The 13,539-nt window shown below is 65.7% G+C and carries 12 protein-coding genes; 5 read left to right on the plus strand and 7 right to left on the minus strand.

Features of this window, described 5'->3' with window-relative positions; translation table 11 throughout:
* Nucleotides 1-3 precede the first annotated feature (3 nt).
* The 6 genes from ABZ720_RS02370 to ABZ720_RS02395 form a co-directional block, all read right to left on the minus strand.
* On the minus strand, nucleotides 4-1,632 hold the full coding sequence (locus ABZ720_RS02370) for an ABC transporter ATP-binding protein (protein ID WP_366553404.1): 1,629 nt from the start codon (nucleotides 1,630-1,632) through the stop codon (nucleotides 4-6).
* Nucleotides 1,632-2,777 (minus strand): ABC transporter permease, encoded by a 1,146-nt coding sequence (locus ABZ720_RS02375; protein WP_366553406.1) that lies wholly within the window; start codon nucleotides 2,775-2,777, stop codon nucleotides 1,632-1,634. Before ABZ720_RS02375 ends, ABZ720_RS02370 begins: the two co-directional genes overlap by 1 nt.
* Nucleotides 2,777-3,877, minus strand: a complete 1,101-nt coding sequence (locus ABZ720_RS02380; RefSeq protein WP_366553408.1) for a microcin C ABC transporter permease YejB — start codon at nucleotides 3,875-3,877, stop codon at nucleotides 2,777-2,779. Before ABZ720_RS02380 ends, ABZ720_RS02375 begins: the two co-directional genes overlap by 1 nt.
* 49 nt (nucleotides 3,878-3,926) lie before the next feature.
* Entirely contained in the window at nucleotides 3,927-5,813 is a 1,887-nt protein-coding gene (locus ABZ720_RS02385; protein ID WP_366553410.1) for an extracellular solute-binding protein, read from the minus strand.
* A gap of 125 nt (nucleotides 5,814-5,938) precedes the next feature.
* Complete coding sequence (gene hisN, locus ABZ720_RS02390; RefSeq protein WP_366553412.1) at nucleotides 5,939-6,766, minus strand: histidinol-phosphatase; 828 nt, start codon at nucleotides 6,764-6,766, stop codon at nucleotides 5,939-5,941.
* A gap of 11 nt (nucleotides 6,767-6,777) precedes the next feature.
* Nucleotides 6,778-7,881, minus strand: coding sequence for a c-type cytochrome (locus tag ABZ720_RS02395; protein ID WP_366553414.1), 1,104 nt, complete (start codon nucleotides 7,879-7,881; stop codon nucleotides 6,778-6,780).
* 176 nt (nucleotides 7,882-8,057) lie between these two features.
* Between ABZ720_RS02395 and ABZ720_RS02400 the strand changes: the two genes are divergently transcribed.
* Together ABZ720_RS02400 and ABZ720_RS02405 are read left to right on the plus strand one after the other, a co-directional pair.
* Complete coding sequence (locus ABZ720_RS02400) at nucleotides 8,058-8,807, plus strand: 3-deoxy-manno-octulosonate cytidylyltransferase (protein WP_366553416.1); 750 nt, start codon at nucleotides 8,058-8,060, stop codon at nucleotides 8,805-8,807.
* A 34-nt stretch (nucleotides 8,808-8,841) separates the two neighbouring features.
* The gene (locus tag ABZ720_RS02405; RefSeq protein ID WP_366553418.1) at nucleotides 8,842-9,699 is read left to right on the plus strand and encodes a prephenate dehydratase; all 858 of its coding nucleotides are present in this window, start codon (nucleotides 8,842-8,844) and stop codon (nucleotides 9,697-9,699) included.
* Between the two features lie 24 nt (nucleotides 9,700-9,723).
* Here ABZ720_RS02405 and ABZ720_RS02410 read toward each other — a convergent pair whose 3' ends face one another.
* A complete protein-coding gene (locus ABZ720_RS02410; protein ID WP_366553420.1) occupies nucleotides 9,724-10,359 on the minus strand; it encodes an exopolysaccharide biosynthesis protein in 636 nt (211 codons plus the stop codon).
* A 95-nt stretch (nucleotides 10,360-10,454) separates the two neighbouring features.
* Here ABZ720_RS02410 and mtaB point away from each other — a divergent pair, with 95 nt between their 5' ends.
* Genes mtaB through ABZ720_RS02425 form a run of 3 tightly spaced genes read left to right on the plus strand, consistent with a single transcriptional unit; the run spans nucleotide 10,455 to nucleotide 13,531 of the window.
* Complete coding sequence (gene mtaB / locus ABZ720_RS02415) at nucleotides 10,455-11,744, plus strand: tRNA (N(6)-L-threonylcarbamoyladenosine(37)-C(2))-methylthiotransferase MtaB (protein WP_366553543.1); 1,290 nt, start codon at nucleotides 10,455-10,457, stop codon at nucleotides 11,742-11,744.
* On the plus strand, nucleotides 11,741-12,661 hold the full coding sequence (gene ftsY, locus ABZ720_RS02420; protein ID WP_366553422.1) for a signal recognition particle-docking protein FtsY: 921 nt from the start codon (nucleotides 11,741-11,743) through the stop codon (nucleotides 12,659-12,661). The genes mtaB and ftsY overlap by 4 nt, the downstream gene beginning before the upstream one ends.
* 21 nt (nucleotides 12,662-12,682) lie before the next feature.
* On the plus strand, nucleotides 12,683-13,531 hold the full coding sequence (locus tag ABZ720_RS02425) for a DMT family transporter (RefSeq protein ID WP_366553424.1): 849 nt from the start codon (nucleotides 12,683-12,685) through the stop codon (nucleotides 13,529-13,531).
* The last annotated feature ends 8 nt before the right edge of the window (nucleotides 13,532-13,539 follow it).

Genomic DNA, 13,539 nt, shown 5'->3' on the forward strand with positions numbered 1-13,539 from the left:
CCTTCAGACGACCTCCATGGTTTCCAGATCGAAGGCCGCTTTCATGAGCGCCCGGGTGTAGGTCTCGCGCGGCGCGTCGAAGATCCGGTCCGCCGGCCCCTGCTCGACCACGCGGCCGTTGCGCATGACCAACACTTCATCGGCCAACGCCCGCACCACCTTCAGGTCGTGACTGATGAAGAGGTAAGCCAGGCGGTGCCGGGTCTGAAGACTTCGGAGCAGATCGACGATCTGCGCCTGCACGGACATGTCGAGTGCCGAGGTTGGCTCGTCGAGCACCACGAAGCGCGGCTTCAACACCATGGCGCGCGCGATGGCGATGCGCTGCCGCTGGCCGCCAGAGAACTCGTGCGGGTAGCGGTGGCGGCTGTCCGGGTCCAGTCCCACCTCCTCGAGCGCCTCGACGATACGGGCATCACGCTCCGCCGCACTGCCGCCGCCATGCACCTTGAGCCCTTCGCCGACGATCTCGGCGATGGACAGCCGCGGCGAGAGCGAGCCATAGGGATCCTGAAACACCACCTGCATTTCGCGGCGTAACGGCCTGATCTGTTTGGCTTTCCATCCTTGAATATCGCGGCCGAGATAGACCACCGAGCCCTGGCTGGCGGTGAGGCGCAGCAGGGCCATGCCCAAGGTGGTCTTGCCCGAACCCGATTCTCCGACCACGCCGACGGTATGGCCTTCGCGCACGGCGAGATCGATGCCATCGACCGCCTTTACGTAGTCCACGGCGCGCTTGAGCAGACCCTTGCGGATGGGAAAATGGACTTTGACGTCGCGCCCCTCCATGATCACTGGGGCTGAAGCATCGCGCGCCGGCGGGCGCCCCTTGGGCTCCGCAGCCAGAAGCCGCTGGGTGTAGGGATGCTGCGGGCGCTGGAAGATCTCCTCCACGGCCCCCTGTTCGACGATCTCGCCTTGGGTCATCACGCAGACATGCCGCGCCATCTTGCGCACGATGCCCAGATCGTGGGTGATCAGCAGCATTGACATGCCCAGGCGCTCCTGCAGCTCCTTGAGGAGCTTGAGAATCTGCGCCTGGATCGTCACGTCCAGGGCCGTCGTCGGTTCATCGGCGATCAGCAGGTCCGGCTCGTTGGCCAGGGCCATCGCGATCATCACCCGTTGGCGCTGGCCGCCCGACAGTTCGTGCGGATAGGCGCTGAGTCGCCGCTCGGCATCACCAATCCCCACGAGATCGAGAAGCTCGAGAATCCGTCGCCGCGCCTGCACCCGGTCCATGCCCTTGTGCAGCAGCAGAACCTCGCCGATCTGCTTTTGCACCGTGTGCAGCGGATTGAGCGAGGTCATGGGCTCCTGGAAGATCATGGAGATCGCGTTGCCGCGCACGCTGCGCATCCGCCTGTCGCCAATGCCGATCAGCTCCTGCCCCTGAAAGCGGATCGAGCTCCCGGGGCTGTGCTCGGCCAGGGGATAGGGCAGCAGCTGCAAGACCGAGAGCGCCGTCACCGACTTGCCGGAGCCGCTCTCGCCCACCAGCCCCAGTGTCTCGCCTCGCTCCAGATCGAAGGACACAGCCTTGACCGCCTCGCTGACCGCGCCCCCGGTCCGGAAGCGAACCCCGAGATTGCTGACCTGGAGCAGCGGCGTCTTGCCGGTTTCCGCCATCACTCGGCTCCCTTCGCTGCCGCCGCGGGGCGGGAACTGTCAGTCACGGCGCTTTCCGGTGGGGGTGCAGCTCCCGCAAAGAGCTTGCGCGGGTCGAAGGCATCGCGCACGGCCTCGCCGATGAAGACCAGCAGGCTGAGCATGACCGCCAGCACGAAGAAGCCCGTCAGCCCGAGCCAGGGCGCCTGGAGGTTGGCCTTGCCCTGGGCCAGTAGGTCACCCAGGGAGGCCGAACCGGGCGGCAGGCCGAAGCCGAGGAAGTCCAGGGCCGTCAGGGTGGTGATCGAGCCGGTGAGCACGAAGGGCATGAAGGTCAGGGTTGCCACCATGGCGTTGGGCAGCACGTGCCGGAAGATGATGGTGCCATTTCCCACACCCAATGCCCGGGCCGCGCGCACATAGTCGAAATTGCGAACCTTGAGGAATTCCGCGCGAACCACGCCCACCAGGCCCATCCAGGAAAAAGCCAGCATGATGCCCAGCAACCACCAGAAATCCGGTTCGACCACGCTGGCCAGGATGATCAGCAGGTAGAGCACAGGCAGCCCGGACCAGATCTCGATGAAGCGCTGAAACAGCAAGTCGGTCCAGCCGCCGAAGTAGCCCTGCACGGCGCCGGCGGCAACGCCGACGATGGAGCTGAAAAGCGTCAGCGCCAGGCCGAAGAGGACCGAGATGCGAAAGCCGTAGATCAGGCGCGCAACCACGTCGCGGGCCTGATCGTCAGTGCCCAGCCAGTGCACCGAATCCGGCGGCGTCGGTGCCGGCTCAGCCAGATCCCAGGCCACCGTGCGGTGGTTGTAGGCCACCAGCGGCCAGATCATCCAACCCTTCTCGGCGATCAGTTCACGCACATAGGGGTCGCGATAGTCCGTTTCCGTCGGGAACTCTCCGCCGAAGTGAGTTTCCGGCAGGGCCTCGAAGATCGGCATGTAGAAGGCGTCGTCGTAGCGCACCAGGATCGGCTTGTCGTTGGCCAGGAACTCGGCAAAGAGGCTGAGTACGAAAAGGACCAGAAAGATCCACAGCGACCAGAAGCCGCGGCGATTAACGCGGAAGTTGCGCAGACGCCGCGCGGTGATGGGTGAGATCGAGAACCCGAGAAAGCGATGCCGCGGCGGCGCGGCGGCCGGTGAGCGCGCCATCAGCCCTCCCGCGTTTCAAAGTCGATGCGCGGGTCGATCACCGTGTACAGCAGGTCGCCCACGAGGTTCAGGAACAGCCCCAGCAACGTGAAGAAGTAAAGAGTCGCCAGGACGATGGGATAGTCGCGGTTCACCACCGCCTCGAAGCCCAGGAGCCCCAGGCCGTCGAGCGAGAAGATCACCTCGATCAGAAGGACGCCGGTGAAGAGCACGCCGATGAAGGCCGAGGGAAAGCCGGCGATGACGATCAGCATGGCGTTGCGGAAGACATGGCCGTAGAGCACCCGGTTCTCGGTCAGCCCCTTCGCGCGCGCTGTCAGCACGTACTGTTGATGTATCTGATCGAGAAAGGAATTTTTGGTCAGCATGGTCAGTCCGGCAAAGCCGGAGATCACCATGGCCAGCACCGGCAGGGTGATGTGCCACAGGTAGTCGGCGATCTTCATGGGCAGGGAGAAGTCATCCCAGCCATCCGAGGTCAGGCCGCGCAACGGAAACCAGTCGAGATAGCCGCCCCCGGCGAAGAGCACCACCAGCAGTATGGCGAAGAGGAAGTTCGGGATCGCAAAGCCCACGATGACAAGGCCGCTGGTCCAGATGTCGAAGGAACTGCCATCGCGCACGGCTTTGCGAATGCCCAGCGGGATCGAGACCAGATAGGTGATCAGCGTGGTCCAGAGGCCCAGCGAGATCGACACCGGCAGTTTCTCGACCACCAGCTCGGCTACGCTGCGGCTGCGGAAGAAGGACTCCCCGAAATCGAAGACCAGATAGTTGCCGAGCATCAGGAAGAAGCGTTCGTGTGCCGGCTTGTCGAAGCCGAACTGCTGCTCCAACTCGGCGATGAACTCGGGGTCGAGCCCCTGCGCCCCGCGATAGCTGCCGGTCTGGCCTTCGCGCCGGGGTGCGGCGGCGCTGACATCCGCGTCGCCGGCGCGGGTCACCCGCTCCATGGCGGAGCCGGCTTCGCCGGTGAGCTGGGCCAGCACCTGCTCCACCGGTCCTCCGGGCACGAACTGCAGCACCATGAAATTCAGCAGCATGATGCCGAAGAGTGTCGGCACCATGAGGAAGAGGCGACGAACGATGTAGGCGCTCATCTAGGCGACAACCCTGTCCGGCTTGTCGGCGTTAGCCTTGCTTCGGCCATCACCCCTCCCCCTCGACAAGCTGCTCGCGCGCCTCAAGGCGCCGGGCCCGCTCTTCGTCGTACCACCAGGTATCAAGTTCAAAACCCGAGTCGGGAATCACGTCAGGGTGGGCGAACTTATCCCAGTAGAGCAGCCGATCCACCCGCGAGTGGTACTGCGGAATGACATAATGCCCCCAGAGCAGCACCCGGTCGAGCGCGCGGGTGCGTGCGACCAACTCCTCGCGGGAGGGCGCAGCGATGAGCAGCTCGATCAGCTCGTCGACGACGGGATCCTGGACTCCGGCCAGATTGCGGCTGCCCGACATCTCCGCCGCCGCGGACGACCAGAACTCCCGCTGCTCATTGCCGGGGGAGTTCGATTGCCCCCAAACATTGATGATCATGTCAAAGTCGAAGGCGCGGTAGCGATTGATGTACTGCGAGCTGTCGACGAGGCGCACCGAAACCTCGATCCCCAGGCGCCGCAGGTTGCGCTGGAACGGCAGCACGATGCGCTCCATCGCCGGGCTGACCAGCAGCACCTCGAAGCGCATGGGCTCTCCGGTTTCCCGGTTGGTGAGGAGCAGCGTGTCCGGGTCGACCTCCCAGCCTGCCTCCGCCAACAAGCGGAAAGCAGCGCGCAAATTCTCGCGCGGCCAGCCGCTGCCATCGGTGGAGGGGGGATCGAAGTTCTCGGTGAAGACCTCTTCGGGAACCTGACCGCGGTATTGCTCCAGGATCTCCAGTTCCCGGCCGTCCGGCAGGCCACTCGATGCCAGCTCTGAGTTGGAGAAATAGCTATCGGTGCGCGCGTAGAGGCTGAAGAAGAGGTTTCGATTGGACCACTCGAAGTCAAAGGCATAGGCCAGAGCCTCTCGCACCCGTGGATCGCTGAATATCTCGCGGCGCGTGTTGAAGACGAAGCCCTGCATGCCGGTGGGCCGCTCGTGCTCCAGCGCCTCCATGATCAACCAGCCGTCGCGCACCGCTGGTACGTTGTAGTCGAGCGCCCAGGCCTTGGCCTGGTTCTCTTGCCTCAAATCGACCCGACCCGCCTTGAGGGCTTCCCGGATCACCGTGTCGTCCAGGTAGTAGTCGTATCGGATGCGGTCGAAGTTGTACTGGCCGCGATTGACCGGCAGATCCGCGCCCCAATAGTCCTCGACCCGCTCCAGAGTTACATGCCGCCCAGGCTCGAAATCGGCAACGCGATAGGGACCACTGCCCAGGGGCGGATCGAGGCTCGAACGTTCGAAGTCCCGCGTCTCCCACCAGTGCTGGGGCACGATCGGCATCTGCCCGGCGATCAGCGGCAATTCCAGGTTCTCGCCCTCACTGAACAGCATGCGCAGGCGCCCTTTGCCGAGTTTCTCGATCTCCTCGATGTTGCTGTAGTAGTAGCGATAGGCCGGGTGCCCCTCGGTGGTGAGGATCTCGTGCGAAAAGATCACGTCCTCCACGGTCACCGGCTGTCCATCGTGCCAGCGTGCCTCTGGGTTCAGGCTGAAGATCGCCCAGGAGCGATCATCCGGAACCTCGATCGATTCCGCCAGCAGGCCGTACATGGTGAAAGGCTCGTCGGCACTGGAGACCATCAGGGTCTCATAGATGTAGCCCATGCCGGAGGCGGCGGTGCCACGCACGATGTATGGGTTGAAGGAATCGAAGGTGCCCTGCGCCGCGAGGCGGATTCGCCCGCCCTTGGGGGCATCGGGATTGGTGTAGTCGAAGTGCGTGAAGTCCGGCGGGTACTTCGGGTCGCCGTGCATGGCAAGCCCGTGCAGCGGCTGCACCGCCAGCTCGGGCGGCGGGGACAAAGGGGGGGACTCTTCGTCCTGAGCCAGGCTGGATGGCACGCAGGCCACGCTCACAGCCAGCGCCCAGGCAGCAGCGCGCAAGTACACCTCGAAACCTCCCCGGAGTCCCCGGTTGCCAGTTGCGGCCTTAACCTAAGGCATAAGGCAGACGCCGCAACAGTCGAAGCCTTAACGCATCATTATATTTTTGAAAGGTTTGCGCCTGTCGGGCTTCACGCAACTTGCTGCAAGCAGGTCAAGGCCGCATCGCGGAGCCTTGCGCTGCCGGCGCAAACCACCCGCCCGTCGGACTCCAGGGTCAAAGGCTGGCCCTGCCAGTCACAGACGACGCCGCCTGCGCCTTCCACGACGGGCAAGAGCGCCATGAAGTCATAGGGCTGAAGATCGCCCTCGACCACGAGATCGACCCAGCCACTGGCAAGCTGCGCGTAGCAGAAGCAATCACCGCCGAACAGCGCGAGGCGGGTTTTGGCCGCCAGACGCGCGAAGGCGGCGCCGTCCCGGGCTGACGCCGCAAACATCTGTGGAGAGGTACAGCGGAGGATCGCCTGCTCGAGATCGTCGCACGCACGCACCTGGACCGTCGATGTCGCACCCTGCGGGTCTCGATGACGCGTGGGATGGCCGAGCGCGCCGACCCAGCGCTCACCCAGCGCCGGCATGGAGATCACCCCGGCCAGGGGGCGGCCACGATGGGTCAGTGCAACCAGCGTGCCGAAGATCGGATTGCCGGTGATGAAGGCCTTGGTGCCGTCGATGGGGTCCAGGATCCACACATAGTCGGAGTCCGCGCCCTGGACACCATGTTCTTCCCCGACGATGCCGTGGTCCGGCACCTCCTCGGCGAGAATCGCCCGCATGGCCGCCTCTGCCTCGCGATCGGCGCGGGTGACAGGACTTTCGTCCGCTTTGGTGTCCACGTCCAGCGGGCTGCGGAAATAGCGCAGGGCGATTTCGCCCCCCACATCCGCCAACCTCTCTGCAAGAGAAACGAGGCCTGCGGGGCAGGCCTCGTTGCTGTCATCGGCGATGACCGTCATGGCGTTGTCTACTACTCGAGTGGCGCGGGATCGTCGCTCTTGCTGCGCAAGAAGGCGATCATGGCTGCCCGGTCGGCCGCATCGCGCAGGCCTGGGAAGACCATTCGGGTTCCCGGCATCCAATCGCGCGGGGCTTCCAGGAAGGCATCCAGGTTCTCATAGGTCCAGGTGACACCCTCCGCACCCATCTCCCGGGCGGCGTCCGAGTAGTTGAAACCGTCGAGGTGGGCCACCGAGGCGCCGACGATCTCCCAGAGATTGGGACCGACGCGGTTCGGACCACCCTCGTCCGCCGTGTGGCAGGCCGCACAACGACGGAACAGGCTCTCGCCGTCGGCCGGGTCGGCATCGCCGATCGCCGCCAGCAGCTCGCCGTCACCCTCGACTGCCGTTTCCTCGGCGCCGGCGGCAGCCTCTTCGCCCTCGGCCTCCTCGGGCGCGGCCTCTTCAGTGGCGGCTTCGGTGCCTTCTTCCTCGCTTGAGGCCTGCTCCTCGCCTTCAGCCTCGGCCTGGCCTTCGCCTTCGGCCTCAGCAGGCTCGGCTTCCTCTTCGCCGACCACTTCCTGGATCTCTTCCTCAGTGGGCAGCGCCGCCGGATCGTCGGACAGGCTGCGCAGATAAGCGATCAGGTTGGCGCGATCCTCAACATCGCGCATGCCACCATAACTCATGCGCGTGCCCGGAATGGTCTCTCGGGGGTTCTCGATGAAGGCGTTCAGCGCCTCGTAGGTCCAGGGCTCATCGCTCAAGGACGCCATGGCGTCTGAATAGTTGAAGCCCTCCGCATGCGCATGCGAGGCGCCCACGATGTCCCAGAGGTTCGGGCCAACGCGATGCGCCCCGCCCTCGTCGACTGTGTGGCAGGCGGCGCAGGCCCGGAAGGCCGCTTCGCCGGCTTCGACGTCAGCATCCGCAAGCAGCGGCAGCACGGGCTCGAGACCCGGCTCCTCCGCTTCCGCGGGCGCCGCTCCTCCGGCGTCGCTGACTTCGATAGGATAGGCATTCTCTTCAAGCGAAGCCGGGTGAACCAGCAGCTTGGCAATGAAGCCGGTGGACATTGCAACCACGCCGGCAGTGAGAACCGCCGCGGCCATCTTGTTCAGCTCGAGGGACATCGCGCTCCGCTACCCTTTCGATGCGACCTGCGTCTGGGCGTGCCTGACCCGCGCATGAAGGAAAGCAAGGCTGCATCGACCCCTGCCGAAATGCCATACCCCCACAGGCGCTTGCCGACGGCACCGGCCGATGCTTTAACCGCTCAAGCCCCGACCCGCAAGTGGAAGCCACAGCTTTGTCCGATCCCATCGTACTGATTCCCGCCCGTTTGGCCTCGACGCGGCTGCCGAACAAGCCGCTGGCCGACATTCACGGCAAACCCATGATCGTCCATGTCCTCGACCGGGCACGCGAAGCAGCGGTCGGCCCGGTGGTGGTCGCGGCTGCAGAAGCCGAGGTGGTGGAGGCTGTGGAGGCTGCAGGCGGCCGGGCGGTCCTGACCGACCCCGACCTGCCGTCGGGTTCGGACCGCATCCACCAGGCGCTGCTGCGGATCGATCCGCAGGCGCGACATGATCTGATCGTCAATCTCCAGGGCGACCTGCCCACGCTGGACCCGGAGTTGATCCGCGCCGTACTCAGCCCGCTGGCCGATCCGGCCGTCGATATCGGCACCCTGGCCGTGGAGATCGAGGACGCGCAGGAAAGGGACAATCCCAACGTGGTGAAGCCGGTCTGCGCCTTCGCTGAGAAGGCATCGATTGCCCGAGCGCTCTACTTCACCCGCTGCAGCGCACCCTGGGATGGGGGCGATCGGCAGAAGCCGCTCTATCACCACATCGGCATCTATGCCTATCGACGCGCCGCCTTGGACCGTTTCGTAGCCCTGCCGCCCAGCCCCTTGGAACTGCGGGAGAAACTGGAGCAGCTGCGCGCTCTAGAAGCCGGCATGCGCGTGGATGTGGCGCGCGTTGACACCCTTCCGCTGGGTGTCGATACTCCCGCTGACCTTGAGAGGGCCCGCTCGCTTCTCGCGCCTCGCTGAGTCGCTCCCGCTGTTCCGAGAACCGGTGAATTCCATGGCCGAAACCTCTACCGCCATTGCCTTTCAGGGCACGCACGGCGCCTATTCAGACATGGCCTGCCGGGCGGTCTTTCCCGAGCGAACCACCCTGCCCTGCGCCACCTTCGAGGAAGCCTTCGCCGCCGTGCGCGAAGGCGCGGCGGAACTGGCGATGATTCCCATCGAGAATTCCAGCGCCGGGCGGGTCGCCGACATCCATCACCTGCTGCCCGACTCGGGCCTGCACTTCATCGGCGAACATTTCCAGAAGGTGGAGCACCAGTTGCTGGCGCCCCCGGGGGCGACTCTGGAAGGGCTGGCGGAAGTTCACAGCCATGAGCAAGCCCTGTCCCAGTGCCGCAAGTTTCTGCGCGAGCACGGCCTGCGGCCGGTGGTGCATGCCGATACGGCCGGCGCAGCCAAGGAGGTGTCGGAGCGCGGGGATCCGCGCATCGGTGCAGTTGCGTCCGCCCTGGCCGGGCGCGAATACGGTCTGCAAACCCTGCTGCCCGACGTGCAGGACCAGCGGCACAACACGACCCGCTTCATCGTAATGGCACGGGAGCCGCTGGATATCGGCCCCGAGAACGGGCCGGTGATCACCTCACTGGTGTTCCGCGTGCGCTCCGTGCCGGCCGCGCTCTACAAGGCCATGGGCGGCTTCGCCACCAACGGCGTCAACATCACGAAGCTGGAAAGCTACATGATCGACGACCGCTTCACGGTGGCGCAGTTTTATGCGGACGTCGAAGGACATCCCGAACAGCGCCTGGTGCGCCTGGCCCTGGAAGAACTGGGATTCTTCAGCCGCGAGGTCCGCATCCTCGGCGTCTACCCCGCCGCCCCCTTCCGCCGCGGTGGCCATTCCATCTGACAAGGGCAGGTCCCTGCCTGTCGGCTAGATCACCCAGTCGCCGACACTTACCAGCCCAACGACCACCGCAACGAAGATCGCAACGGCCACTGTGCCGATTGCCAAGCCGACGAATACGACCAGGCCATCGTGCTGCAGCAGGCCCAGCGCAATCAGCAGCAGGGCCCAGCCTGGCACCCAGCCGGTGAAGGGCAGCGGCGCCACCGAGACCAGCGCAATGGCAATGCAGGCCAGCCCGAGCAGCCGGCCACCATCCCTGGCCCAGATGTTTGCGTAGCGCGGACGGATCAGGCGCTCCACCCGGCGCAGCGGCGGCACCACCTTCTCGCAGATCTGTTCCAAGCGCTCGCGCCCTACGGGCTTGTCCAGCAGCCAGTTCGGGAGCCAGAGACTCTGCTGTCCCAGCATGATCTGGACGGCGACTGCCAGGATGGGCAGTGCCAGGAGATTGGATATGAGTAGGGGTATGGGCAGTACCTGGGGAACCGTGAGCAGCAGCAAGGCCGAAGCCATGCTCCGGTCCCCCAGGGCATCGAGCAATTGGCGCAAGTGAATGGCCCCCGTCGGCAGGGTCCGTGGCAGGCCCTCCAGCAGGTCGGCTATGGAGCGGTTGTTTCGGCGCGGTGCGGGGACAGTCACGAAGAAGGCAAGCCCAGACAATGGTTTCCCTGCTGCGCAGAGACTGCGCAGCCGCCATGCGCGCCTGGCCCGGGGCGGCCATGGACAGCGCTCGCTTTGCTTCCTATAACCGCCGAATGCGCTCAACCCTAGCAGAACCTTCCAGCGATCCGACGGACAGTGCCCTGGAGGTCGTCACCTTTGGCTGTCGGCTCAATGCCTATGAGTCCGAGGTGATGCGCCGGCATGCCCAGGCGGCCGGACTGGAACGCGCGGTGATTCTCAATTCCTGCGCCGTGACAGCCGAGGCCGAGCGGCAGTTCCGCCAGGCCGTGCGCAAGGCCAGGCGCGCGCATCCCGATGCCATGATCATCGTCACCGGCTGTGCCGTGCAGATCGATCCCGATCGTTACGCCGCCATGCCGGAAGTCGACCGCGTTCTGGGCAATCTCGAAAAGCTCGAGGCAGGCTCCTTCGACCCTCATGGCGTTCCGCGCGTCGTCGTGGCCGACATCATGGAAGCCCGGGAGACGGCGGGACACCTGATCGAGGGCTTCGCGGAGAAGACCCGCGCCTTCATCGAGGTGCAACAGGGCTGCGATCATCGCTGCACCTTCTGCATCATCCCCTACGGACGCGGCCCCAGCCGCTCGGTCCCCATGGGTGAGATCGTCGAACAGGTGCGGCGCCTCGTTGCCGCCGGCGTGCGCGAGGTGGTGGTGACCGGTGTGGACGTCACCTCCTACGGCGGCGACCTGCCGGGGCAACCGAGCCTGGGGCAGATGCTGCGCCGCCTGCTGGCTTCCGTGCCGGAGTTGCCGCGCCTGCGCCTCTCCTCGCTCGATCCGGTGGAGATCGACGAGGACCTCTATCGCCTGTTGGCCGAGGAGCCGCGGCTCATGCCGCACCTGCACCTTTCGGCCCAGGCCGGCGATGACCTCATTCTCAAACGCATGAAGCGCCGGCATCTGCGCCGCGATCTTCTGGCCGTCACCGAGAAGGTACGCCGCCTGCGCCCCGACGTGGTCTTCGGCGCCGATCTCATCGCCGGCTTCCCGACCGAGGACGAAAGCATGTTCCGCAACAGCCTGAACCTGGTGGAGGATGCGGGCCTGACATGGCTGCATGTCTTCCCCTATTCCGAACGCCCGGGCACCCCGGCCGCGCGCATGCCCGCCGTGCCGAAGCCCGAACGCAAGGAGCGCGCCGCCCGTCTGCGCGCCGCCGGAGACGCGGCCGTCGACCGCTTTCTGGAAAGCCGGGTGGGGAGTCACGCAGAGGTCCTGATCGAACAGCCCGGCCTGGGCCGCTGCAGCCATTTCGCGCCCGTCTCCCTGGAAGGGCCGGTGGGCGAAATCGTAACGGCGCGAATCACCTCGCGCACAGGCAGCCAGTTGCAGGCACAGGCATTGGAGTCGGCAGCATGAGCGGTTGGTTTTCGCGCCTCAAGGAAGGCCTTTCCCGCTCCTCCTCCCGACTCGGCGAAGGCATCACCGGCATCTTCACCAAGCGCAAGCTCGACGACGCGGCGCTGGAGGAACTGGAAGAACTGCTGATCGCCGCCGACCTCGGTGTGGCGCCGGCGGCCAAGCTGACGAGCCAACTCGCCCGCACCCGCTTCGGCAAGGATGTAAGCCCGGAAGAGATCCGCGGCGCCCTGGCCGAGGAAGCGGCCAAGATGCTGGAGCCGGTGGCACACCCGCTGGAGCCCGATCCGGCCCGCAAGCCGCATGTGGTCCTGGTGGTGGGCGTCAACGGCACCGGCAAGACGACCACCATCGGCAAGCTCGCCAAGTTCTACCGCGAGCAGGGCTTGAGCGTGGTGTTGGCCGCCGGGGACACCTTCCGCGCCGCGGCCATCGAGCAGCTGCAGATCTGGGGCGAGCGGACCGGTTGCCCGGTTGTCTCCGGCAAGCAGGGCGCCGACGCCGCGGGCTTGGCCTACGATGCACTGCAGAGGGCGCAGAGCGAGCGGGCGGACCTGCTGCTGATCGATACAGCCGGCCGCCTGCACAACAAGGAAAACCTGATGGCCGAGCTGCAGAAGATCATTCGCGTGATCCGCAAGCTCGACCCCGAAGCGCCGCACGATGTGCTCCTGACCCTGGACGCCACCACCGGCCAGAACGCGCTCCAGCAGGTGTCCACCTTCAAGGACCTGGTGCATGTCAGCGGTCTGGTGGTGACCAAGCTCGACGGCTCCGCCCGTGGAGGCGTACTTGTCGCCCTCGCCGAGAAGTTCGGCCTGCCGGTGCATGCCGTGGGCGTGGGCGAAGGCGCCGACGACCTGCGACCTTTCGAAGCCAAGGCCTTTGCCCGCGGCTTGATGGGCCTGGACAGCTAGGCCATGCCGGATCTGGGGGCGATGAGCCCTACGTGGGTTCTGCCCCTGGTGTTGCTGGCTGCGGCGCTGCACGCGACCTGGAACGCGCTGGTCAAGGCCGGCGGCGACCGCCTGGCGGTGCAGGCATTGGTGATGCTGGCACCTGGTCTCGTGGCGGCGCCCTTCCTGCTGTTCCTGCCTCTTCCGGCCGCAGCCGCCCTGCCCTTTCTCGTCGCGTCCGTCATCATCCACATCGCCTACAACGGCCTGCTGGCTGCGGCCTACCAACAGGGAGACCTCTCTCAGGTTTATCCCATCGCCCGCGGCTCCGCGCCGCTGCTGGTGGCGTTGGGCGGCTGGCTGCTGGCGGGCGAAACCAAGACCCCGGCGGAGATGGCCGCCATCGCAATCGTCAGCCTTGGCATTCTCGGGCTCTCATTGCGGCGCGGACCGCGCCGAGCCGGTGAGTTGCGCTCCGTCGTCCTGGCGCTGCTCGTCGGCCTGTCGATCGCCAGCTATTCCCTGGCCGACGGCCTGGGCGCGCGCAACGCAGGCTCGACGCTTAGCTACATCGCCTGGCTCTTCTTCCTCGAAGGCACGATCTTCATGGCCATCGTGGGCTACCTGCGGCGCGGGCGTCTCGTAAACAGCTTTCGCCCGATTCTGCTGCCCGGAATCGGCGGCGGCCTGATGGCGGGCACCGCCTATGCAATCGTCATCTGGGCCATGACCGTGGCACCCATGGCTCACGTGGTGGCCTTGCGGGAGACTAGCGTGCTGATGGCCGCGGCAATTGGCGCCTTCATCCTCAAGGAAGGCTTCGGCGCCCACCGCATCACTGCTTCGGCCCTGGTGGTGACCGGCGCTGTCCTGCTGCAGATCGTGCACTGACTCTCCAG

Source organism: Aquibaculum sediminis (genome assembly GCF_040712085.1).
GTDB classification, from domain to species: Bacteria; Pseudomonadota; Alphaproteobacteria; order Kiloniellales; family DSM-21159; genus Aquibaculum; species Aquibaculum sediminis.

Coding starts and splice junctions, on each gene's coding strand:
- ABZ720_RS02370 (WP_366553404.1), bottom strand. CDS start 1,632: ATGGCGGAAACCGGCAAGACGCCGCTGCTCCAGGTCAGCAATCTCGGG.
- ABZ720_RS02375 (WP_366553406.1), bottom strand. CDS start 2,777: ATGGCGCGCTCACCGGCCGCCGCGCCGCCGCGGCATCGCTTTCTCGGG.
- ABZ720_RS02380 (WP_366553408.1), bottom strand. CDS start 3,877: ATGAGCGCCTACATCGTTCGTCGCCTCTTCCTCATGGTGCCGACACTC.
- hisN (WP_366553412.1), bottom strand. CDS start 6,766: ATGACGGTCATCGCCGATGACAGCAACGAGGCCTGCCCCGCAGGCCTC.
- ABZ720_RS02395 (WP_366553414.1), bottom strand. CDS start 7,881: ATGTCCCTCGAGCTGAACAAGATGGCCGCGGCGGTTCTCACTGCCGGC.
- ABZ720_RS02405 (WP_366553418.1), top strand. CDS start 8,842: ATGGCCGAAACCTCTACCGCCATTGCCTTTCAGGGCACGCACGGCGCC.
- mtaB (WP_366553543.1), top strand. CDS start 10,455: ATGCGCTCAACCCTAGCAGAACCTTCCAGCGATCCGACGGACAGTGCC.
- ftsY (WP_366553422.1), top strand. CDS start 11,741: ATGAGCGGTTGGTTTTCGCGCCTCAAGGAAGGCCTTTCCCGCTCCTCC.
- ABZ720_RS02425 (WP_366553424.1), top strand. CDS start 12,683: ATGAGCCCTACGTGGGTTCTGCCCCTGGTGTTGCTGGCTGCGGCGCTG.